Annotated in this window: 18 protein-coding genes and 1 tRNA gene; 13 read left to right on the top strand and 6 right to left on the bottom strand. The window is 69.6% G+C overall.

Translation table 11 applies throughout. From position 1 onward, the window contains the following. Window positions 1-180 precede the first annotated feature (180 nt). From cysC to ACYVDG_RS01080, 3 genes are all read left to right on the top strand, one after another. The gene (cysC, locus tag ACYVDG_RS01090) at window positions 181-1821 is read left to right on the top strand and encodes an adenylyl-sulfate kinase (protein WP_460745822.1); all 1641 of its coding nucleotides are present in this window, start codon (window positions 181-183) and stop codon (window positions 1819-1821) included. A 50-nt stretch (window positions 1822-1871) separates the two neighbouring features. Continuing rightward, window positions 1872-2567 (top strand): MazG family protein, encoded by a 696-nt coding sequence (locus tag ACYVDG_RS01085; protein ID WP_460745852.1) that lies wholly within the window; start codon window positions 1872-1874, stop codon window positions 2565-2567. Window positions 2568-3081: 514 nt separating this feature from the next. After that, on the top strand, window positions 3082-4440 hold the full coding sequence (locus ACYVDG_RS01080; protein WP_460745820.1) for a short-chain fatty acid transporter: 1359 nt from the start codon (window positions 3082-3084) through the stop codon (window positions 4438-4440). A 21-nt stretch (window positions 4441-4461) separates the two neighbouring features. On the opposite strand, the gene ACYVDG_RS01075 is transcribed toward ACYVDG_RS01080, so the two are convergent. Together ACYVDG_RS01075 and ACYVDG_RS01070 are read right to left on the bottom strand one after the other, a co-directional pair. After that, complete coding sequence (locus ACYVDG_RS01075; RefSeq protein WP_460745818.1) at window positions 4462-5913, bottom strand: FtsW/RodA/SpoVE family cell cycle protein; 1452 nt, start codon at window positions 5911-5913, stop codon at window positions 4462-4464. Between the two features lie 221 nt (window positions 5914-6134). Next, window positions 6135-7355, bottom strand: coding sequence for an FAD-dependent monooxygenase (locus ACYVDG_RS01070; protein ID WP_460745816.1), 1221 nt, complete (start codon window positions 7353-7355; stop codon window positions 6135-6137). Window positions 7356-7490: 135 nt separating this feature from the next. Between ACYVDG_RS01070 and ACYVDG_RS01065 the strand changes: the two genes are divergently transcribed. The 7 genes from ACYVDG_RS01065 (at window position 7491) to ACYVDG_RS01035 (ending at window position 13569) form a co-directional block, all read left to right on the top strand. After that, window positions 7491-8045 carry a TetR/AcrR family transcriptional regulator gene (locus tag ACYVDG_RS01065; protein WP_460745814.1) on the top strand — a complete coding sequence of 185 codons (555 nt, stop codon included), beginning with the start codon at window positions 7491-7493 and terminating at the stop codon, window positions 8043-8045. 101 nt (window positions 8046-8146) lie between these two features. Next, entirely contained in the window at window positions 8147-9430 is a 1284-nt protein-coding gene (gene eno / locus ACYVDG_RS01060) for a phosphopyruvate hydratase (RefSeq protein ID WP_460745813.1), read from the top strand. Window positions 9431-9595: 165 nt separating this feature from the next. Beyond that, complete coding sequence (locus tag ACYVDG_RS01055; RefSeq protein ID WP_460745850.1) at window positions 9596-9970, top strand: FtsB family cell division protein; 375 nt, start codon at window positions 9596-9598, stop codon at window positions 9968-9970. 64 nt (window positions 9971-10034) lie between these two features. Further along, on the top strand, window positions 10035-10619 hold the full coding sequence (locus ACYVDG_RS01050; protein ID WP_460745810.1) for a DUF501 domain-containing protein: 585 nt from the start codon (window positions 10035-10037) through the stop codon (window positions 10617-10619). Further along, window positions 10616-11602 carry a Ppx/GppA phosphatase family protein gene (locus tag ACYVDG_RS01045; RefSeq protein WP_460745807.1) on the top strand — a complete coding sequence of 329 codons (987 nt, stop codon included), beginning with the start codon at window positions 10616-10618 and terminating at the stop codon, window positions 11600-11602. Before ACYVDG_RS01050 ends, ACYVDG_RS01045 begins: the two co-directional genes overlap by 4 nt. 375 nt (window positions 11603-11977) lie before the next feature. Next, window positions 11978-13354 carry an NAD(P)/FAD-dependent oxidoreductase gene (locus ACYVDG_RS01040; RefSeq protein WP_460745805.1) on the top strand — a complete coding sequence of 459 codons (1377 nt, stop codon included), beginning with the start codon at window positions 11978-11980 and terminating at the stop codon, window positions 13352-13354. A gap of 141 nt (window positions 13355-13495) precedes the next feature. Next, a tRNA-Leu gene (locus ACYVDG_RS01035) sits at window positions 13496-13569 on the top strand. A gap of 1 nt (window position 13570) precedes the next feature. On the opposite strand, the gene ACYVDG_RS01030 is transcribed toward ACYVDG_RS01035, so the two are convergent. Continuing rightward, window positions 13571-13696: a hypothetical protein gene (locus ACYVDG_RS01030; RefSeq protein ID WP_460745802.1), complete on the bottom strand. Its 126-nt coding sequence runs from the start codon at window positions 13694-13696 to the stop codon at window positions 13571-13573. Further along, entirely contained in the window at window positions 13693-14553 is an 861-nt protein-coding gene (locus ACYVDG_RS01025; protein WP_460745800.1) for a VOC family protein, read from the bottom strand. The genes ACYVDG_RS01030 and ACYVDG_RS01025 overlap by 4 nt, the downstream gene beginning before the upstream one ends. A gap of 83 nt (window positions 14554-14636) precedes the next feature. On the opposite strand from ACYVDG_RS01025, the gene ACYVDG_RS01020 reads away from it, so the two are divergent. Next, window positions 14637-15224 (top strand): acyl-CoA-like ligand-binding transcription factor, encoded by a 588-nt coding sequence (locus tag ACYVDG_RS01020; RefSeq protein ID WP_460745798.1) that lies wholly within the window; start codon window positions 14637-14639, stop codon window positions 15222-15224. Between the two features lie 4 nt (window positions 15225-15228). On the opposite strand, the gene ACYVDG_RS01015 is transcribed toward ACYVDG_RS01020, so the two are convergent. After that, the gene (locus tag ACYVDG_RS01015) at window positions 15229-15621 is read right to left on the bottom strand and encodes a DoxX family protein (protein ID WP_460745797.1); all 393 of its coding nucleotides are present in this window, start codon (window positions 15619-15621) and stop codon (window positions 15229-15231) included. A gap of 89 nt (window positions 15622-15710) precedes the next feature. Beyond that, on the bottom strand, window positions 15711-17531 hold the full coding sequence (locus tag ACYVDG_RS01010) for a helix-turn-helix domain-containing protein (protein WP_460745796.1): 1821 nt from the start codon (window positions 17529-17531) through the stop codon (window positions 15711-15713). Between the two features lie 220 nt (window positions 17532-17751). Between ACYVDG_RS01010 and pruA the strand changes: the two genes are divergently transcribed. Together pruA and ACYVDG_RS01000 are read left to right on the top strand one after the other, a co-directional pair. After that, a complete protein-coding gene (gene pruA / locus ACYVDG_RS01005) occupies window positions 17752-19377 on the top strand; it encodes an L-glutamate gamma-semialdehyde dehydrogenase (protein ID WP_460745794.1) in 1626 nt (541 codons plus the stop codon). 195 nt (window positions 19378-19572) lie between these two features. Beyond that, window positions 19573-20499: a proline dehydrogenase family protein gene (locus ACYVDG_RS01000; protein WP_460745849.1), complete on the top strand. Its 927-nt coding sequence runs from the start codon at window positions 19573-19575 to the stop codon at window positions 20497-20499. Window positions 20500-20525 lie beyond the last annotated feature (26 nt).

Raw genomic sequence — 20525 nt, 5'->3', positions numbered from 1 at the left:
GTTCGGGCCCGGTCCCCGATTCCGGGAGAACAGGTCGGGTCACGTTCATGTGAACCCGCCTTGAGCTGCCGCTATTCCGGATCGTGAGATGGGGCGCCCGGTGGGGAGCCACGGCGGGCATACGCTGGGCGCAGGCTTTTACGGACAGCCCCGAGCGGACGGCCCGAGGAGAGGAAGCACGTGGTAAGCGCCCAATGGCAGGGGAACGGGTCGGTCGAGGACACCGGCCGACCGGCAGCTCCGGTCTTCGCCCCAGGTCCGGACGGCCTCGCCCACCTGGAGCTCATTCTCAGCGGAGCCTACCCGCTGCCCGGGTTCATGACTCGGGAGGAGGCGCGTTCGGTGGCGGGGGAGGGCCGCCTGCTCGACGGCCGTCCCTGGCCGGTTCCGGTCACCCTCGAAGTGCCCGAGGAGCTGGTGGCGGCGGAACGGCTCACCCTCACCGACCTGGAGGGGGCGCCGCTGGCGGAGTTGGTGGTCCGAGAGCACTGGGAGAGCACCGGAGAGGTCCCCGAGGAGCCGATCATGGACTCCGGGGGCGTCGGCCCGCGCCACTACTTGGCCGGCGACGTCACACTGCTGCGCCCGCCCATGTACGGGGTGCTGCGCGAGCTGCGCACCGCCCCAGCCGAGGTCCGCGCCCAGCGCGAGCTCGAACTCTCCGCCGACCAGCCCCTGCTGGCGGTGGTCACCGACCGTCCCCTGCACCACCGGGCCCTGCACCAGATCCGGGCCGAGGCCGAGGCACTGGGCAGGGGCGGTGAACGCGCCGAGGTCCTGGTCATCATCGACACCGGCCAGGACGATGAGGGGCTGGCCACCGCAGTCCTGGCGGCCGAACCACTGCTGCCGCCCCGGAGCACGTTCGTCGTGGTCACGCTGCCCCGGGCCGAGGCGCGCTCCGCCGGCCGGCTCGGCGGGGTGTGGACCGAGCGCGACGCCGCCCTAGCCGCGCACGTCGCCGCCGCCCACGGGGCCACCCACGTGCTGGTGGAGGCCGGCGGTGCGGGTCCCGAGACCGAGCGCGTCATGGCCCGCCGGCCCCCGTTGACCGTCCTGGACCCCGAGCCCTGGCGGTACGACGAGAACGAGGCGCTCTGGAAGCCCCGCACCCACGTCGCCCCCCGCGACGTCCTCGCGGAGCTCTCTGAAGAAGAGGTCGAGCAGGAACTGGCGCACGGACGTGAACTGCCCTCCTGGTTCACGCCGGCCCGCGTCAGCGCCGAACTCTCCCGGCTGCGCCCCGCCCGCACCAGACGCGGCATCACCCTGCTGTTCACCGGCCTGTCCGGCTCGGGCAAGTCCACCATCGCCCGAGGGGTCTGCGACGGCATCCGCCGGGCAGGGCGCACGGTCACCCTCCTCGACGGCGACGTGGTACGCCGCATGCTCTCCAAAGGGCTGACCTTCTCCCGGGAGGACCGCGAACTCAACATCCGCCGCATCGGTTACGTCGCCTCGGAGATCACCCGCCACGGCGGTGTGGCCGTGTGCGCGCCGATCGCGCCGTACGCCGCCGGTCGGGCCGAGGTGCGTGCCATGGTGGAGGAGTTCGGGGACTTCTTCCTGGTGCACGTGGCAACACCCCTCGAAGAGTGCGAGGCCCGCGACCGCAAGGGTCTGTACGCCAAGGCGCGTGCGGGGGAGATCCCCGAGTTCACCGGAATCTCCGACCCCTACGAGGAACCGCTCGACGCCGACCTGGTGGTCGACACGGTGGGCGCGGCCCCCGCGGAGTCCGTGGCCGCTGTGCTGACCGCCCTGCGCGAAGGCGGCTGGCTTCCCGTGTCCGACCAGCACGTGAGTGAGGACGACAGTTGAGTGACGCACCGAACCCGGCTGGGCACCGGGTCCTACGCTTGGTCGAGGTGATGGAGGCACTGCGCCGCGAGTGCCCCTGGGACAGTTCGCAGACCCACGAGTCCCTGGCCAAGTACCTCATCCAGGAGTCCTACGAGACCCTGGAGACCATCGAGGACGGCGACTACCCGCAGCTGCGCGAGGAGCTCGGCGACGTGCTGTTGCAGGTGGTCTTCCACGCCGCGATCGGCGCCGAACGCCCCGAGGGCGACCCGGCCCGGTTCACGGTGGACGACGTCGCCGACGCCATCATCGACAAGATGACCCGCCGCCATCCGCACGTCTTCGGCGGTCAGGACGTGTCCGGCACCGACGAGGTGTGGTCGAACTGGGAGGCGATCAAGGCGGCCGAGCGCGCGGAGAAGGCCAAAGCCAACGGCGGCAACGGTGAGACCTCAGTGCTCGACGGGGTGCCCTTCGCCCAGCCTGCCGTACTGCTGGCCTACGAGCTCCAGAAGCGTGCCGTGCGCAACGGTTTCCCCGCCGACCTGGTCGGCGACGACGCTGCCGAGGGCGGAGAGCTGTTCGAGGCGGTCGCGGCCGAACGCGACCAAGGACGCGACCCCGAGACCGACCTCCGGGCCGCCGCCCGCCGATTCGACAGCCGAGTCCGTGCCGCCGAAGCAGCTGCCCGAGCTGACGGGCACGAGCCCCGCGAACTCACCGAAGAACAGTGGCGCGAGTACTGGGCGAAAACCGGCGAGTGACCACTCCGGGCGCGTGTGGTTCAGCTCGCGTCACGACTGGGGATCCAGGTAGCGAAGAACGCACGAACAAGCTGCGTCCCTGAGGTCATATTCGAATTCTCTTGGTGGCTGCGGTGAGTGCTCCAATGGGCTGGGTTCAAGCCCCCGGGCCGACAAACCCCGCCCTGAAAGCCCCACCCGCACCCCAGGGCGTTGTGGACCCCGGCCATACGCGGTGGTGACCCGCACCTGTAAAGCCCCAGCTGCACCGCAGGGGGGTTTGAAGCCCAACGACCTGCTCTTGTAAGCAGCCTGGGGGCGGTCACTTTCGGTGCTCTGCCCGGCCCCGCTGGGATGCAGGTCCGGCGCCGGGTGCGGGCAATCCTCGCCCGCCCTACAGTCCACCTCCTCCGATGTGGGTTTGCCACCCTTGACTCGGGTGTGGCGTAGGCAACAGAGTTCTGTCGTCAATAAGGAGAAACCGCAGGTCCGGCACCGTCCATCCGGCTGCGCTCTCCTTCCGTACGGGAGAACCATGCGACGTTTCGGAAACGCCCTCGCGGCGTTCAGCACCCGGTGGGTGCCGGACGCCTTCGTCTTCGCGATCATCCTGTCCGCCCTGGTCTTCGGGATGGCCCTTTTCCTCACTGACCGCACCCCGATCGGCCTGGTCGGGGATTGGTACGGCGGGTTCTGGGACCTCCTGGAATTCGGGATGCAGATGACCCTCGTGCTGGTTACCGGTTACGCGCTGGCCTCATCGCCTCCGGCCCGCAGGGCGATCGTCTGGGTGGCGGGGCTGGCGCGCGGGCCGTTGAGCGCGGTGGCCGTCACCGCCCTGGGCGCGGCCCTGCTGGGCATCGTGCACTGGGGGCTCGGCCTGATCGCCGGTGCCCTTCTGGCCGTGGAGGTGGCCCGTTCCTGCAAGGAGCGCGGGATCAAGGTGCACTTCCCGCTGCTCGCCGCGGGCGGCTACACGGGCCTGATGGTCTGGCACAGCGGCCTGTCCGGTTCAGCGCCGCTGTTGGTCAACACCGAGGGACACTTCCTGGAGGACCAGATCGGTCTGATTCCCCTCAGCGAGACCATCTTCCAGCCGTTCAACCTGGTCTTCCTCGTCGCGATGCTGATCGGTGCCCCGCTGCTGCTGATGAGCATGCACCCCAAGGGCGACGAGAGCGAGCAGATCGGTGACACCTCCGACGACGGTCCGCTCGGTGGCGGCGGCTCGGGTGGCCGCCCTACCCGCACCGAACTGCGTGTGCTCTCACCCGCCCAGCGCCTCATGCACAGCCGGATCCTGGTGTACGCGGTGGTCGCCGTCGGCCTCGTCTACCTCGTGCCGGCCCTCGTGGCTGACGGCATCGTGGGCATGGACATCAACCTGCTCAACTTCACGTTCCTGATGGCGGGCCTGGGGCTGCACGGGACTCTGGCGAGCTACTCGTCCGCCGCCGCGGAGGGCGCCAAGAACGCTTCCGCAGTGGTCATCCAGTTCCCCTTCTACGCGGGGATCATGGGGATCATGGACAGCTCGGGGCTGCTGGAGATCATCACGCAGTGGTTCATCTCCTTCTCCACCCCGTTCTCGTACCCGTTCTGGGCGCTGATCAGCGCTTGCCTGGTCAACCTCGCGGTGCCTTCGGGCGGCGGCCAGTGGGCGGTGCAGGGCCCGGTGGTCATCGGTGCGACGGAGTCCCTGGGTATCGAGCCGGGTGTGGGTGTGATGGCGGTGGCGATGGGCGACCAGCTCACCAACGGCATCCAGCCGTTCTGGGCGCTGCCCCTGCTGGCCTTGACCAAGCTGCGGGCGGGGCAGATCCTCGGCTATTCGGCGGTCGTGATGCTCTTTGGCATCCTCGTGGCCTCCCTCTGCATCACCTTCCTCACCTGACCCGGATCCTCGTCTTGATGCTCACTGCCTTTCCCGGAGGCCGTCCGGCAGGTTGCGCACGTTGATCACCTCGGTGGCGGGGTCGCCGGGCGCCATGCCGGAGCTGAACATCTCCTGAGGCCGGCGTGCGGAGTCGCTGATGGCCAGCAGCAGGCCCACGATCAGCCAGTTGGCCATCAGCGCGGATCCGCCCGCTGACAGGAACGGTGTGGTCATGCCGGTGAGCGGGATGATCAGGGTGACGCCGCCCAACACGATGAACACGGTGAAGGCGGTGAGGAAGCCGTAGCCGAGCGCGGTGAGTTTGAGGAACACGTCCTTGCACCCCAGGGCGATGCGCAGGGCCCGCTGCGCGAACAGGAACAGCAGGGCCAGCACGGCCATCAGGCCGGTCAGGCCCAGTTTCTCGCCAACGGACACCAGGATCAGGTCGCTGTCGGCGGCGAAGATGTTCTGTGCGTCGCCCTGCTCGAAGCCGGTGCCCAGCAGGCCGCCGTAGGCCAGGGCGATCATGCCTTCCACCACTTGGAAGCTGCCGCCCGCGCTGTGGTAGACCTCCTCGTCGAAGGCGTTCAGCCAGATCCGCACCCGGTTCTGTACGTGTCCGAACAGCAGGTAAGCGACGTACGCCCCGGCGGAGAAGGCCACCAGGCCGATCAGCACCCAGGACTTGCGCGCGGTGGCCGCGTAGAGCACCGCGAGGAACGTGCCGAACAGCAGCAGCGAGGTGCCCAGGTCCCTGGTGCCGACCAGCAGCAGGATCGCCATGCCCCAGCCCACGCCCATCGGGGCGAGGTCCCGGGCGCGCGGCACGCTGAACACCTTCACTCTGCCGATCTTCACGGTCCTGCTGACCAGCGCCAGGATGTCGCGCTGCCGGCCCAGGTAGGAGGCCAGGAAGACCACCAGCAGTACCTTCGCGAACTCCGAGGGCTGCATGGTGAAGGGACCGACCATGATCCACCGCCGCGCGCCCAGGACCTCGTGCCCGATCGGTGACAGCGGCAGAATGAGCAGGACCAAGGCGACCAGGGCGATCAGGTACGTGTACATGGTCAGCCGCCGGGGGTTGCGCACGAAGAACACGGTGCCCGCGCACAGGCCCATGCCGACCAGCGCCCACAGGATTTGCCGGTCGGCTTCCCCGCTCCCGGGGTTGACGTTGCGGGTCATCTGGAGCGCCCAGATCATCGTGACGCCGAGCCCGCTGAGGGCGGTGGCGACCGGGACCAGTACGGGGTCGGCGTACGGCGTCACGAAGCGCATGAGCACGTGCAGGCCGAGCGCGCCGCCCCCGAGGGCCAGCGTGTAGACGAGGACTTGGGTGTCGATCCCGCCGGTGATCGCCATGGACGCGTAGCCCATGGACGCCGCGGTCACCCCGATCGCGGACAGGAGCAGGACGAACTCTCCGCGTCTCTGGCGCGCCGGGCGCAGGGCCCCGTCCGCCGGTTCGGTCTGAGGGTTGGCCATCGAGTCCCCACCATCCGCGCGGGCCTCGCCGTGTGGGCGTGGACAGGGCAGGGCCCACGGCTGTCGATGACTCGAACTATAGGCGCGGACGGGCCCGGGACAAGGGGACCGGCCGCTTCCGGGCGGTTTTGTTTAGAACACCCGAAACGCTGTTGTTCCGCCCGGAAGCGGTCGGGGCTCTCATCTGCACGGGGCAGTTCTCACGGGCGCATGCCGGACCTTTACCCGAGGGGTGTCCGAACGCCGGGCTGCGGGCGCGGGGCGTCGAGATCGATCCCCTCGGCTGCCCTGACGATCCGCTGGTCCAAGCCGGACAGGCGTGCCAGGAGGACGCTGAACCGCAGGACCGTGTTGCGCGCGGCGAGTCCCAGCCGGGTGCGCGGGGCGAGGAAGCCGATCCCCGTGTCGGCGATGTCCTGGTTGGCCTTCACGTAGGGGCGCATCCGCGCTTCGTAGGCGTCGAGTGCGGGGCCGAGTTCGTCGTGCCGGGACAGCTCCTGGGCCAGGACGTACGCGCCGACCATGGCGAGAGAGCTGCCCTGCCCGGACATGGGGGAGGGGCAGTATCCGGCGTCGCCGAGCAGGGTGACCCTTCCGCGGGACCAGCGGTCCATGAAGATCTGCTTGATCGAGTCGAAGTAGAAGTCCGGGCTGTCGGCCAGACCGTCCAGGATCCGGCGGCACTCCCACCCGGCCCCGGCGAAGCGTTCGCGCAGGAACTCCTTCTGCGCCTCCTCCGAGGCCCGGTCGATCCCGCCCAGTTCGCGTGCGTGGACGAGCATGAAGGCCTTGGCGCCGTCGAAGCGCGGGGAGTGGACCATCCCGGCGCCCCGGCCGGGCTCGTTGTACAAGCGGGCCTCCCGGTCCAGGCCGAGGTGGTTGGGGACGGTGGAGATGCTGATGACGGCGCCCAGGTACCGGGCGTAGTCGTCCTCGGGGCCGAAGGCCAGGCCGCGGGTGTTGGAGTGCAGGCCGTCGGCACCCACCACCAGGTCGAACACCCGCGGTTCGGAGCGCTGGAAAGCCACCCGGACACCGTCGGGCTTCTCCTCCAGGCCGGTGATGGAGTCGTCGTAGAGATACTCCGTGTACTCGGTGGTGGGTTCGTGCAGGATCCGGGTGAGGTCGCCGCGCACGATCTCCAGGGAACGGCTGTGGTCGGTATCCAGGGTGGTGCCGAGGTCGGCGTAGGCTCGGCCGTCGGCGTGGACGAAGGCGGTCCGGCTGGTCTCGGTGAGGGCGGCCCGGATGGCGTCCAGCGCCCCCATGCGCTCGGCGACGTCGACGGCGGCGCCGCGGATGTCGATGGCGTGGCCGCCGCTCCGTGGCGCGGGCGCCTTCTCCACGACGGTGGTGCGGATGCCGTAGTGGTGGAGCCAGTGGGCGAGGGCGGGCCCGGCGATGCTGGCGCCGGAGACGAGGACGGTTCGAACGGCGGTCATGTGGCCGTCAGAGCTCCTTGGCTGTGGTGGAGCATCCACGTTAGGCAGTTGCTTACCGGGCGTCAAGTAACTTACCGGCCGGAAAGTTCGGGGTAGACTCGCCGGACCGGTGGCGAGAGAACGGGAGCGGCGAGGGTGCCCAGAGCGCAGAACGACACGAAGGCCGAGATCAGGGCGGTGGCCCTGGACTTCTTCGGGCAGAAGGGCTACGAGAAGACGAGCCTTCGGGAGATCGCCGAACAGCTCGACATCACGAAGGCGGCGCTCTACTACCACTTCCCGTCCAAGAAGGACCTGCTGCGGGCGCTGATCGATCCCTTGCGCGACGACACCGAGGAGATGCTCGAGTGGATCGAGGGCGGGTCGGTAAAGGACCCCCGCGAAATCCTGGGGGGCTACTTCGACCTCTGTGTACGCCACAGCACTCTGCTGCTCGCCCTGCTGAACGACATGGGTGCCCTGGCGGAAATGGGGTTCGTCGAGTCCGTCGTCGCCTGGCGCCAGCGCCTGGACCGGGCGCTGGTCGGCCCGGAGCCCGCGACCCCCGCCAAGATGGGTGCCGTGACCGCTTTGGGCGGCATCCAGGACATCGCGGTCATGCTTCCCCCGGACGAGTGCGCCGCCCACCGCGCGGCCGCCGTGGGGATCGCCCTCTCCGCCCTGGAAGCCGGAATGGCCGATAAGGACTAGACCAATGTGGCGGGGTGGGCTCCCGTAGGGGCGGTCGGGGTCGCTAGGCTCGTGTCGGGTCCGGAGAGCGTGGGCCCGAACACCGAAGAGACGGAGAGATCGTGGCGTCCATCGAGTCAGTACAGGCGCGGGAGATCCTTGATTCCCGGGGTAACCCGACAGTCGAGGTCGAGGTTCTGCTCGACGACGGGACCATCACCCGCGCGGGTGTCCCCAGCGGCGCCTCCACCGGCCAGTTCGAGGCCGTCGAGCTGCGTGACGGCGGCGAACGCTACGGCGGAAAGGGCGTGACCAAGGCCGTCACCGCCGTCAACGACGAGATCGCGGACGAGCTGCTCGGCCACAGCCCCGACGAGCAGCGCATCATCGACCGCGCGCTCATCGACCTGGACGGCACCCCGGACAAGTCCCGGATCGGCGCCAACGCCATCCTGGGAACCTCCCTGGCCGTGGCCAAGGCCGCCGCCGACGAGGCCGGCCTGCCGCTGTTCCGTTACATGGGCGGCCCCAACGCGCACGTCCTGCCCGTGCCGATGATGAACATCCTCAACGGTGGCGCGCACGCCGACAGCAACGTCGACATCCAGGAGTTCATGGTCGCTCCTGTGGGCGCCGCGAGCTTCAGCGAGGCCCTTCGTTGGGGCACCGAGGTCTACCACTCGCTGAAGTCGGTCCTCAAGGCGCACGGCCTGGGCACCGGCGTCGGCGACGAGGGCGGTTTCGCACCCAACCTGGACAGCAACCGCGCCGCACTGGACCTGATCGTCGAGGCGATCGAGAAGGCGGGTTACAAGGTCGGCACCGACATCGCGCTGGCCCTGGACGTGGCCGCCAGCGAGCTGTTCGCCGACGGTGTCTACACCTTCGAGGGCAAGACCCGCACCGCCGAGGAGATGGCCGCCTACTACGCGGAGCTCGTCGACGCCTACCCGCTGGTCTCCATCGAGGACCCCCTCGACGAGGACGACTGGGACGGCTGGAAGAAGCTCACCGACCAGATCGGCGCCAAGGTCCAGCTCGTGGGTGACGACCTGTTCGTCACCAACCCCGAGCGGCTCCAGCGCGGCATCCTCTCCGACACCGCGAACTCGCTCCTGGTGAAGGTCAACCAGATCGGCACCCTGACCGAGACGCTGGACGCGGTCTCCCTCGCCCAGCGCAGCGGTTACACGGCGATGATCAGCCACCGTTCCGGCGAGACCGAGGACACGACCATCGCGGACATCGCGGTGGCCACCAACGCCGGTCAGATCAAGACCGGTGCCCCGGCGCGGAGCGAGCGGGTCGCCAAGTACAACCAGCTTCTGCGGATCGAGGAGGAGCTGGACGACGCGGCCGTCTACGCGGGCGTGTCGGCCTTCCCGAGGTTCGCCAAGCGCGGCTAGTCTGCCCCAGTGTCCCGCGAATCCAAGCAGCAGCCCACAAAGGCCGAGAAGGCGACCAAATCCGACAGGTCCGCCAAGGGCCCTGCGAGGAAGCGCGGCGCCACGGGCGCTGTGCGGTCGGGCACGAAGGACTCCGGCATGGGCCGCACCGGAAAGGTGCGGCCCATGCTCACCAGCCGGGCGGCGATCCTCGCCCTCGTCGTCTGCGCCATCGCGCTGAGCCTGGCCTATCCGCTGCGGGAGTACATCATGCAGCGGTCCCAGATCTCGGAACTCCAGGACGAGCGCGCCCGCATGGAGGAGAACGTCGCCTACCTGGAGGAGCGCCAGGAGGTACTCCGCGAGGACGAGTACGTGGAGCGCGAGGCCCGCTCCCGGCTCCACTACCAGTACCCGGACGAGACCGCCTACATCGTCATCCGCCCCGATACGGAGAGCGAGGCGGACGCGGACCTGGAGGAGCCCGCCGAACCGTGGTTCGCGCAGCTGTGGCGCTCGGTGGAGGAGGCCGACAGCCCCCAGGTGGACGACGGCCTCTGACCTGCCTCTCGGGCGCTTGCCCGGTGGCCGCTCCGCCCTGCGCAGCGCCTATGCTGTGTGGGTCATGACTTCCGCACATCAGCCCGTTCCGGGGCACACCGACGGCGGTCCCGCCTCCGACCGGGACCTCGCCGCGATCGAACTCCAGCTGGGCCGTCAACCGCGCGGCGTGCGCGCCGTAGCGCACCGCTGCCCGTGTGGCCTTCCCGACGTGGTGAAGACCGCTCCCCGCCTGGAAGACGGCACCCCCTTCCCGACGTTGTACTACTTGACGTGCCCGCGCGCCGCCTCCGCCATCGGCCGGATGGAGAACGACGGCCGGATGCGTGAGATGCAGGAGCGTCTGGGTGAGGACCCGGAACTCCAGGCCGCCTACACCAAGGCCCACGAGTCCTACCTCGCGGAGCGGGCCGAGCAGGCGCGTGTGGACGGACTGGAGCCGCTGCCCGAGGGGATGCAGAGCACCGGTGGCATGCCCACCCGGGTCAAGTGCCTGCATGCGCTGGTCGGTCATGAGCTGGCCGCGCCGGGGGCCAACCCCTTCGGTGCCCAGGCCCTGGAGGAGCTCCCGAAGTGGTGGGAGAAGGGTCCGTGCGTGTGCGTGGACGAGGACGCCCCCGAGGGCGCTGAAGGGACGGACGGTTCATGAGCGGTGTCGCGTCGATCGACTGCGGAACCAACTCGATCAGGCTGTTGATCGCCGACGTCGTCGCTGTGGATGGTGACGAGGTGCAGGTGGTCGATGCCGACCGGCGTATGGAGATCGTCCGGCTGGGCGAGGGCGTCGACGAGACCGGCGCGTTCGCGCCCCAGGCCCTGGAGCGGACCTTCGCGGCGCTGCGGGAGTTCGCGGAGGCGATTGAGGCGCACGGGATCGAGCTGGGCCCGGATTCGGTGCGGATGGTCGCCACCAGCGCGACCCGGGACGCCAGCAACCGGCAGGAGTTCGTGGACGGTGTCCGCGGGATCCTGGGTGTGGAGCCCGAGGTGGTCACCGGCCTGGACGAGGCCGAGCTGTCCTTCGTGGGCGCCACGGCCGAGCTTGAGGCCGCGGCGGCCGACGGCGAAGCCAACGGGGACTTCCCGCCGCCCTTCCTCGTGGTCGACATCGGCGGCGGCTCCACGGAGTTCGTGCTGGGCGGCGAGGACGGGGACCTGGTCCGGGCGTCCCTGTCGGTGGACATCGGCTGCGTGCGGATGAGCGAGCGCCACCTGCGCGACGACCCGCCCACCGAGGAGCAGGTCGAGGCGGCCACAGCCGATATCGACTCGGCTCTGGACGAGGTGGAGAAGGTCGTCCCGCTGCGGGAGGCCGGTTCGGTGGTGTGTGTGGCCGGGACCGCGACCACGGTCGCCGGGATCGCCCTGGACCTGCCCGACTACGACTCCGAGCGCATCCACCACACGAGGGTGAGCGCGCGGGAACTGGACCGGATCACCCGCGACCTGCTGTCCTCGCGGCATGCTGAGCGGGCGGAGATCGGTGTGATGCACCCGGGCCGGGTGGACGTCATCGGCGCGGGCGCTTTGGTGCTGTCCCGTGTGCTGGCGCGCACGGGCGCAGGCCACTTCACCGCGAGTGAACAGGACATCCTCGACGGTGTTGCGTGGAGTCTCATCGGGCCGGGGTAAGACGGGCTCGACGACCGTGCGACCTCCCGGTAGGGGACTTCGTGCCTGACCGAAGGGTCTTTCGGGAGGGCCGCACCGGGGTCCTTCGGTGAGACGCATCACCCGCGTGACTCTTGTGAAAGCATTCACAACCCATCTGACCTGCGAAAACACCCTTCGCCTGAGCTGAGGGGTGGTCTGAAGGTAGGCGGATGTGAACCTTCCTGTAGGTAAGGGCTTGTGAAAGGATGCACAAGCACCTTCCAGCAGGAGCCGGGGTAAGAACCACGGCTCAGAGGGGACCGGCGCCGACCGGCGCGGGTCACCGAAGACCGTGAAAACCTTCGCGGCCCTTGGGAAAGGGCGCCACAGAAGAACCGTTAGGGCGGAAATGCGATGACCGAGAGCAGGAACTACCGGCTGGTACACGGCGGCGGGGACGAGGCGGAGATCCCGCACATCCTCATCGTCGGCGGCGGTTACCTCGGGATGTACACCGCGAGGCGGCTGGAGAAGAAGCTGGGGTCCGGTGAAGCCCGTATCACCGTCATCGACCCGAACTCCTACATGACCTACCAGCCGTTCCTGCCCGAGACGGCCGCGGGCAACATCTCCCCGCGCCACGTCGTGGTCCCGCTGCGGAAGGCCTTCAGCCGGGTCCGCGTGCTGGGCGGCCGCGTGGCGCGCATCGACCACGCCGACAACACGGTCCGCTACGAGCCCAACGTCGGTGAGCCGGAGACGCTCCACTACGACTACCTCGTGATGGCGGCCGGCGCGGTCTCGCGCACCCTGCCCATCCCGGGCCTGGCCGAGTCGGGCATCGGGATCAAGACCGTCGAAGAGGCGGCCTACCTGCGCAACCACGTGCTCAACCAGCTGACCATCGCCGATTCCACCGACGACAAGGAGGTTCGCGCCAAGGCGCTGAACTTCGTGTTCGTCGGCGGCGGGTTCGCCGGGGCCGAGGCCGTCGCCGAACTGGAGGACATGGTCCGCGACGCGGTCCGCCTCCACCCCTCGATCGACCTCGAGGACGTGAACTTCTACCTCATCGAGGCCGCGGACAAGATCCTGCCCGAGGTCGGCCCGGAGGTCGGCGGCAAGGCGCTCAACCAGCTCCGCCGCCGCGGCATCGACGTCCGGCTCGAGACCTTCCTCGAGTCCGCCGTCGACCAGCGCATCAAGCTCAGCGACGGCGCCGAGTTCGACGCGGGCACCCTGGTGTGGACCGCGGGCGTCAAGCCCAGCCCGGTCGTCGCCGCCAGCGACCTGCCCTTGGGGCCCAAGGGCCACGTCGACACGAGCGAGTTCCTCACCGTCAACGGCACGGACAACGTGTTCGCCGGTGGTGACAACGCGCAGGTGCCCGACGGCGACGGCGGCTTCTACCCGCCCAACGCCCAGAACGCGGTCCGCCAGGCGCCGGTGCTCGCCGACAACGTCATCGCGACGCTGCGCAACGGCAAGCTCAAGGCCTACCAGCACAAGAACCTGGGCGCGGTCGCCGGGCTCGGCCTGCACAAGGGCGCTGCCCAGCTGTTCGGCAAGATCAAGCTGAACGGCCGCCTGGCCTGGTACGCCCACCGCGCCTACCACCTGCTCGCGGTGCCGACCTTCAACCGCAAGCTGCGTGTCCTCTCGGACTGGACGCTCGCGCTCTTCCTGCGCCGCGACTTCGCCGCGCTCCCGGAGATGTCGGACCCGCGCCAGGCCTTCGAAGAGGCCAGCTACCCGCAGGTCGAGGACGGTCACCTGCGCCGGGTGAGCTGACCCGACACGCGGGCGGACGGCCCGCACGTCCTTTCGGGATGTACGAAACGACCGGTTTCCTGAGGAAGCCGGTCGTTTCGTGTCCCCATCCGGCCAAGGCGAACCAAAGTGGGCAATCGTCCCGGCCGGTATGATGGGCACGCCCTCGTAGCCCAATGGAAGAGGCAGGCCCCCTAAAAGGGTCACAAGTGTCGGTTCGAGTCCGACCGGGGGTACTCAGACCACCGCGTCAGCGGCCCGGAAGGCCACGGCGGTGCCGAGCGCCGCCTCCGCGGGCACCACCATCCCGTCGAGGGTCCGCCCGAACGGCACCCCGTTCGCGCGCAGGTGGGCCTCGGTCACGGCCAGGTCCTCGACCTCGACCGTGTAGGCGGCGAAACCGGGCAGGGCGGGACCGCCGCGCCGGGCACCACCGAGTCCAGGGCCGAGCCGCCGACCAGCACCAGCCGTGCTCCCACCAGGTCGATTTCCAGACCCTCCTCCGAACGCCGTGCGGTGCGACCCGTGTAGGCCTCGTAGCGTCGCGCGTACTGTCCGAGTTCGGTGTCCGGGACCGCCAGTACCGCCTCCAACAGCGCGACCGCGCCGTTGGGGTGTGCCACGGAGCGCGCCCCGACCCCCTCCGCCAGCGCGAGCCGGCCCTCGGGGGCGCGCTCGGGGGTGTCGACTTCCAGGAAGGCCACCGGTTCCATCACCGTTCCCTCCGCGGACTCCACGGGCCGTTGGAGCCGGTTCACCCCGCCATGGGCCACTCCGGCGGCCGAGAGCCCGGCCGCGGCGGCGTCGACGTCGTCCGCCTCGAAAGCGAGGATGTGCATCCCCTCGAATCGCTCCAGCGCACCGCGAATGCGCCCCGAGGCGTCGCTGACCGCGCGGGTCAGGTGTTCCAGCTTCCCGGGTTCGGCGGTCAACGTGTGCGCCTGTGCGCCGTCGGGGAGTTCAGCGCCCTCGTCGAGCACGGTGACCAGTTCGACGAACCCGCTCCGCAGGTAGGCGTGCGTGTTCCCCGCGCCGAAGGCACGGGGGCGAGCCCCGGGTTCCGGGGGCAGCGCCGGAAAGGCGGCGGGCGGGGTGCGGAAGCCCAGCCGTTGATAGACCTCCCTGGCGGTGTCCATGTCGTGGACCACGTGCCCCACGTGGTGCAGGCCGGTGACGGCGGTGTGCCGGGTCGCGGCGGACGGGAAGGGTGTGGAGTCCATGCTTGCCTTCCTAGAATCTCGGTGAAAGTAAAAGTACACTGTCAAATGAAAGTTGACTCCTATTTTTTCGAGGTGCCCACGGCATGGCGGGACTCCGGGAACGCAAGAAGGCCAGAACCAGGGCCCTGATCCAAGAGCGGGCGCTGCGGCTGTTCCGAGAGCGGGGTTTCCAGCGCACGACCGTGGAAGAGGTCGCTGAAGCGGCCGAGGTCGCGCCGAGCACGGTCTTCCGTTACTTCCCGGTCAAGGAGGACTTGTTGGTGCTGGACGGCTTCCACTCCTTCGAGGAGCGCTTCGTCAGCACCTTCCGGGAACAGCCGACCGACCTGAGCGCGCTCCGGGCGCTGCGCGGCACGCTGGTGTCGTTGTTCGACTCATTGGCCCCAGAGGAGCGGGCCGCGCGCGCGGAACGGGACGCCGGGATGCTGCTCGTGCCGGAACTGTGGGCGGCCAACCTCGGCCTGTTCACCAAGGGGATGGACCTGGTCAACGCGATGGTGGCCGAACGTACCGGTCTGGATGCGGACCACCCGGCCGTGCGGGCCCTGGCCGGCGCGGTGGTCGGGGTCTGTCTGAGTACGCTCCGGTCCTGGTCCCGGGACCCTGCCCACGACTTGGGTGCGGAACTGGGGGCGGCACTGGACGAGCTGGAGAACGCGGTGACCCTCTGACGGTTCAGGTGGGGACTAAGGCGAAGTACGCCGCTGAACCCGCGGCGAGGAGCAGGAAGAGCCCGGGAAAGGCGATGTTGTGGAATACCCGGGCGCGGACGTGGACGAGCACCGCGACGACGAAGAACACGACGAGTCCCGCCGCGGCCGCCAGGCCGATGAGGGGTAGCCCGAAGAGTCCGGCAACGAGCCCCGCTGTACCGGCCCCCTCGACCACCGCGAGGTACGGGATCCAGCGCGGCGCGATCCCGACCTCGGCCGAGTTCGCCATGACGAAGCGGGCCCGCACCGCCTTGGCCGCCACCTCGATCCCGTTGACGAGGACGCAGAGGACAGTGGTGACGAGGAGTGCGCCCTCGAGCAAGCCGCCCTCGAGCACGGTGATCTGTAGGCTCATGTCGGCGCTTCCCCGCTCACGTGATTGGCCTGGTCCCGGTCTCCTTACCGTTCTGACGGTCCGGCCGCCTGCGACGTGACACCGGCCGGCTAGACCTCTTCGGGGTCCGGTCCCTGCTGCTCCATCAGGAGCTGGAGCTGGGTGAACAGCCGTTCGCCCGGGTCTCCCAGGTCGATACCGCTCACAGAGGCGGCCCGGCGGACGCGGTAGCGGAGGGTGTTCGGGTGGATGTGCAGGCGCTCGGCTGCCGCCCGGGCGTCGCCGAAGGCCTCCAGGTACGCCAGCAGCGAGTGCACCAGGTCGGCGCCGCCGGCACGGTCGTACTCGATCAGGCTGATGACCCGGGGGTCGCGGAGCGACGGGTCGGCGCGCAGGTACGCGAGGGTCTCGCTGATCAGTACCCGGGAGCGCACGTCGGAGATGGTGGCCACCTCCCAGTCGGTCTCCCGGTCCAGGTCGCGGCTCATCGCGTCGAGCACCCGGTCGGCCTCGGCACGGGAGTCGGGTACGTGGCCCAGCCGTTCCACCAGTGAGCCCACGGCCGCCTGGACGTACAGCCCCAGCGCGGCCCGGGCCGCGCCCACCGTCTTACGGGTCAGGGCCAGAACCGACTGCTCGACCCCGCGCCAACCGTCCTTGCCCGGTGCCCGGGCGAGGTCCGGCAGCAGCACGTACACCCGCCCGTCGAGTTCGGTCACCAGGGAACTGCGCCGGTAGGCGGCGGTGTGCACCGAGACCAGGTCGATCAGCTGGCGGCGCCGCAGTTCCCGCTCCGGCCGGTCGGGTCGCTCCGGGGCCTCACTGCCCTCGGGTTCCGCGACCTCGCCGGCGGCCCCCGCCGGGCCCCCTCCGGCGGGCTGGCTGAGGGAGAAGGCGACCACCAGCGCGGCCCGGTCGGTGTGCACCTCGACCGTGTCGGCGAGCGCGCTCGCGTCGATCCGCCCCTCCAACAGGCTGGACAGCAGGTCCTCGCGCAACCGCAGCCCGGCACTGGTCTGGGTGCGCTGGCGGATCATCTGGAGCGCGGTGGTGCGGGCCGCGCCCAACAGAGCCTCCTCGGCGTGCTGGGCCAAGGGGTGGGAGCCCTCCTGGACCCAGATGCTGCCCAAGGGTCGGCGTCCGGCGTGGATCCCGACCGCCAAGCGTCGGCGGATGCCCAGTTCCGGGTGTTCTTCGACCCGTACGACCTCCTCGCCCGCACGCAGTTTGGTGAACACGCCCCACTCGCGCAGCAGGGCCAGGTAGGACTCGGGGCCCTGTCTGCCGAGGACCGAGAGCCGACGCAGCTCGTCGACCTCGGCTCCGCTGGAATAGGCCAGGACCCGGCTCGCGGAGTCCTCGATGCTCACCAGGCCGCCGGTGAGCTGGGCGATGGTCTGCGCCATGGAGAACAGGTCGCCGGTGGCCTCCCCCAGGTCTTCGGCCGCCGTCAACCGGGCATCGTCCACGATGCTCTGGCACACCGACTGCAACTGGTCCCAGCGGACCTCGGGTCGGACCGCGAGCAGGGCGATACCGCTCTCCTGGGCCTGGGCGCGGAGCCCGCGCAGCTCGTCGTACCCGCCGGCGCGGGAGGGGCGGGGAACCCGGGCGTCGCTGGGGGGCGGGAGTACCTCCTCGGGCTGGACGTGCCCGCTGGTCTTGACCGCGACCGCCGTCGCGCCCTGTTCGGCCAGAGCGCGCACCAGGCGCCGGGCGGCACCGCCGCGGACACCGATGAGCAGGACCAGGTCGCCCTCGCGGGCCTCGCCCCGGTCCTCGGGGTCGAGGATGACCACGTTGTCCACCTGGACATCAAGCCCGTCGGGTGCCGCGGCGACGTCCACGATGGGGTCGCCGAGGGCGAGGAGCAGGCGACGCAGGGGGAGTCCTGTGCTCTCTGAGCTTTCTGATCCCTGTTGACCAGGCATGATGGTGTCCTTCACCGTTTGCTTATGGTGCATGACACTACTGGAACGGCGAGGTCGGGGTGCGGGGGGCCATGCGTCCATGAATGCCTCGACTTGTCCTAGCGGACAAATAAGGCTGGCAAAGAGTGGCCCTGCCCACAAGGTTCGAGGGGGGCTGTTCTGGGACGGTTGAATCAGCCAACCCTGCTCGTTCAGGGACATTCTTTCCAGGGAGGTGCCCATGGACGCCGTGACCAACGTCCCGCTGCCGGTGAACGAACCCGTCCTCTCCTACGCGCCCGGGAGTGCGGAGCGCGCCGAACTCGTCGCCAAGCTCGAGGAGCCCGGCCGGGAGAGCATCGACCTGCCGATGCGGATCAACGGCGAGAGCCGTATGGGCGGCGGTGACCCGATCGACGCCGTCCAGCCGCACAACCACGCATCCGTCCTGGGCACGATGCGCAACGCCACCCACCAGGACGCCCGCGACGCCGTCGCCGCCGCGAAGGCCGCCGCCCCCGCTTGGCGGGCCATGTCCTTCGACGACCGCGCCGCGATCATCCTCCGCGCTGCCGACCTGCTCGCCGGTCCTTGGCGCGCCACGATCAACGCGGCCACCATGCTCGGCCAGTCGAAGACCATCCAGCAGGCGGAGATCGACGCGGCCTGTGAGCTCATCGACTTCTGGCGCTTCAACGTCTCCTACGCGCGCCAGCTCATGGCGCAGCAGCCCCTGAGCGTGCGCGGCGTGTGGAACCGGATGGAGCAGCGTCCGCTGGAGGGGTTCGTCTACGCGATCACCCCCTTCAACTTCACCGCCATCGCGGGCAATCTGCCCACCGCCCCGGCCCTCATGGGCAACGTGGTCGTGTGGAAGCCGTCCCCGACGCAGCAGTTCGCCGCGGAGCTGACCATGCGCCTCCTGGAGGAGGCCGGGATGCCCCCGGGCGTCATCAACATGGTCACCGGTGACGGCCTCGCCGTCTCCGACATCGCCCTGAACGACCCGGAGCTGGCCGGTGTGCACTTCACCGGTTCGACCCAGACCTTCCAGCACCTGTGGAAGAGCGTCGGCGAGAACATCTCCAACTACCGCTCCTACCCGCGCATCGTGGGCGAGACCGGTGGCAAGGACTTCATCGTCGCCCACTCCTCCGCCGACCCGGAGGTCCTGCGCACCGCCATCGTGCGCGGCGCCTTCGAGTACCAGGGCCAGAAGTGCTCCGCCGCGTCGCGCGCCTTCGTGGCCCGCTCCGTGTGGGAGCGGATGCGCGACGACCTGGTCGCTGAGACCGAGGCCCTGACCATGGGCGACGTCTCCGACCTGTCGAACTTCATCGGCGCCGTCATCGACCGCCGCTCCTTCGACAAGCTGTCCAAGGTCCTCGAGGACGCCAAGTCCGACCCGACCCTGGACATCATCGCGGGCGGTACCGCCGACGACTCTGTGGGCTACTTCGTGCGCCCGACCATCATCGAGGGCACGGACCCGTCCAACGACGTGTTCCGCACCGAGTACTTCGGTCCGGTCGTCGCCGTCCACGTCTACGAGGACGACAAGTTCGACGAGGTCCTCAAGATCGTCGACGAGGGCTCCGCGTACGCGCTGACCGGCGCCGTCCTCGGCAATGACCGCGCGGCGGTGGCCAAGGCGACCGAGGCCCTGCGCTTCACCGCCGGCAACTTCTACATCAACGACCGTCCGACCGGCTCCATCGTCGGCCAGCAGCCCTTCGGCGGCGCCCGTGCCTCCGGTACCAACGACAAGGCCGGTTCCGCTCAGAACCTGTCCCGTTGGGCCAGCCCGCGCGCCATCAAGGAGACCTTCGTCGCGCCGACCGAGTCCTCCTACCCCCACCAGGGGTAGTTCCGCCGCCCCGTCCGGGGTAGCCCGGCCGCGTACCCCCTCCTCCGTCCTGAGGGGGTGCGCGAGCCACCCGGGGCCGCGTTCCAGCGGCCCCGACCCCCCGAGGAACCCACTGAAGCGGTCGGCGGCACCGACCGGCCGCACTCTTCGTCCGCGCCAGCCCGTCGGCTCGCGCACGTCTTCTCCGAGGTCACCATGCTTCGCAAGCCCTTGCTGCTCGCCGCCAGGTCCGCAACCTGCCGGGAGGTCATCGAGCGCACTCCCATGACACGGGCCATGGTCAGCCGTTTCGTCGCCGGCGCCAACCTGGAGGAGGCCCTGCCCGCCGTGGGGGAGCTGGCCACGGACCGCCACATCACCCTGGACTTCCTCGGTGAGGACACCACGGACCTGTCCCAGGCCACGGACACGGTGAACGCCTACCGGGACCTGCTCGCTGCCCTGGGCGAGGCCGGTCTCGGCGACCGTGCTGAGGTGTCGGTCAAGCTCTCCGCAGTGGGCCAGTTCCTGAACCGGGACGGCGAGAAGATCGCGCTGGACAACGCGCGCTTGATCGCCGGGTCCGCCAAGGCGATCGGTACCACGGTGACGCTGGACATGGAGGACCACACCACCACCGACTCCACGCTGGGGATCCTGCGGGAGCTGCGCGAGGACTTCCCGTTCGTGGGGGCCGTGCTCCAGGCCTATCTGCGCCGTACCGAGGCCGACTGCCGCGACCTCAGCGGGGCCGGTTCGCGTGTGCGCCTGTGCAAGGGCGCCTATGACGAACCCGAGTCCGTGGCTTTCCGGGACAAGCACGAGGTGGACCGGGCCTACGTCCGCTCCCTGCGCATCCTGATGGAGGGCGAGGGCTATCCGATGGTCGCCTCGCACGACCCGCGCATGGTCTCCATCGCCGGTGAGCTGGCCGCCGCCAACGGCCGCGGCCCGGACGACTACGAGTACCAGATGCTGTACGGCATCCGGGACGGTGAGCAGGTCCGGCTGGCCGCCGAGGGCAAGCGCGTGCGCGTCTACGTTCCCTACGGCGACGAGTGGTACGGCTACTACATGCGCCGCCTCGCGGAGCGTCCGGCCAACATGCTGTTCCTCGCGCGTTCCCTAGTGAGCCGCAACTGACATGATCAAGGGATCCGGGAGCGGAT

The organism is Nocardiopsis oceani (genome assembly GCF_054777395.1).
This window is presented reverse-complemented; position numbering and strand designations above follow the sequence as displayed.